Below are 1991 nucleotides of genomic sequence, written 5' to 3' on the forward strand. Positions count from 1 at the left end.
GTAAAATCATCTTAATAATAATAAACGAAAATAATAAAAAACCTGTCTTTTGACTAACTATTAATTAGGTTATAATTTCCATGAGATCAGATATAGGAGAGAGAATTCAAATAAATTGTTAGGTGTGAAAATTAATGTTCATTAAAAGAATAAAAGTAGATAAATTCAAGAAATTAGAAAATTTCGAGTTGGAATTTCCAGAATCTAAGATAATGGACTTAGAAAAGGATAAAGAAATGAAACTCTCAGTAATAATTGGTGAGAATGGAACTGCGAAAACAACTATTTTTCAATTGATAATCAACAGCTTTTTACCTATTGAAAGGTCTAGAGAGATGGGTAAATATGAAGTGAATTACGAATTGAAGGGAAATGAATATTCTAAAACATCTTACAATGATTGTTTAGAACATCCTTCAAATATTGTTGTTTCCTCTTATACTCCTATAGATAAATTAGATGTAACAAATGAATTAGGGAGTTCTAAAAACTTTTTTCTAAAAAAAACGAATATAAATGATCAAAGTATAAAAAGATTATCAACACGTATATTAAAGAAATTTGCGTCCAATAAATTTGAAGAAGTCTACTCAATCTTAAAATATATTGGGTATGAAAAAAGAGAATTATACTTTGAGCTCTCAGAGTTTCAACTAAGAACTCATTATGCCTTAGATAAAGTAATAAAAAGGCTAAAGGTGATGAAGGATGAAGAATACAACTTATCTTATTTGAATTTAGATTTAAAGGTTGAAGAAAAGATACATAATTATGTAAAAACATTAGATGAACTATCGAGTCAAATGGGCGTACGTAAAAGAACTAATTTGTTCAAAACTAAATTTGAGAGGGCATTTTCTAAGATTTCAAATAATATAAGAGATTTTGGGAATTTAAGTTTTATAGGGGAACATTATATACTAGAAACATTGTTTATCCTGGAAAAATTTTCTATACTATTCAAAATTACAAAAGATTATGAATCAGCCTATAAAAATGGTAAGAGTAGATTATTATCCATAGCAAGTACATATTATTACCCCGGTGGAAATCAACAATTGTTATGGGATTTGGAGTTTTTAGATCTTTTCTCTTTTAATTTATTGAATGATGTATGGTTTGAGAATAATTTTAATAGTGACCCTTTTCCAATCTCGATGTTAAGTTCAGGGGAGTTAAGTATGTTTATGAGATTTTTTGATCTACATGAGCATGTAAATGAAAATTCTGTTGTTTTAATCGACGAACCAGAAACACATTTACATCCTAAATGGATAAGGGGATATATAAAGACACTTATAGATTTATTAGGAGATAGGAAATGTCATGTAATTATTGCTACTCATTCACCATTGATAGTTTCTGATGTCACAAAGAATTGTATTATAGGCTTAAAAAAGGATAGATATTCAATTAAGCAAGTAAAAGTTAATGACAAAACATTGGGTTTAAATTATGAAGATGTTCTTTCTGATATATTTAATATAGAAGATCATAAAGGTGAAATGATTAATGAATATGTAGACGTAATTGAGAAGTTATTGCAGATTGGAGATATTGATAAGGCACTAAATTTATATTCACAGATAGCTGATAGTGAGATTAAATATCAATTATTTTTAAAGATTAAGGCATTTAGAGAATTAAAAGGTGATAGAGATGTATAAAGTAGAGTGGTCAGATAAAATCGAGAAATTAATCGGGCCATATCATGATTTTGTTGCTGAGATATTAAATTTTGTAAATGAAGAACCCAAATTTGAAGTTAAAAATGAGTCTGATATAGATATTTTAGTAAAGAAGATGCAGGATCTGAAAAAAGATGCAGATTGTAAATATAGTTTTTTGGACGTAGCTACAGGAACTAACTTAAAGAACCATATTTGTGATTTAAAGTATGAAGATATGGATTTATTTGAAAAGTACAATGAGTTTATTGTTAATTATAAAAATTTTCTTTCTCAGGATTGGATAGATATTACCTCGTACTC

The 1991-nt window shown here is 27.2% G+C and carries 2 protein-coding genes; both read left to right on the forward strand.

The window, feature by feature from the left end; translation table 11 throughout:
• Window positions 1–134: 134 nt before the first annotated feature.
• A complete protein-coding gene (locus V7077_RS17210) occupies window positions 135–1667 on the forward strand; it encodes an AAA family ATPase (protein ID WP_335504127.1) in 1533 nt (510 codons plus the stop codon).
• On the forward strand, window positions 1660–1991 hold a 332-nt coding region (locus tag V7077_RS17215), incomplete at its 3' end, for a hypothetical protein (RefSeq protein ID WP_335504130.1). The genes V7077_RS17210 and V7077_RS17215, both read left to right, overlap by 8 nt.

Source organism: Neobacillus vireti (genome assembly GCF_036962465.1).
In the GTDB taxonomy this organism is placed as follows: Bacteria; Bacillota; Bacilli; order Bacillales; family Cytobacillaceae; genus Neobacillus; species Neobacillus vireti_B.

Coding starts and splice junctions, on each gene's coding strand:
- V7077_RS17210 (WP_335504127.1), top strand. CDS start 135: ATGTTCATTAAAAGAATAAAAGTAGATAAATTCAAGAAATTAGAAAAT.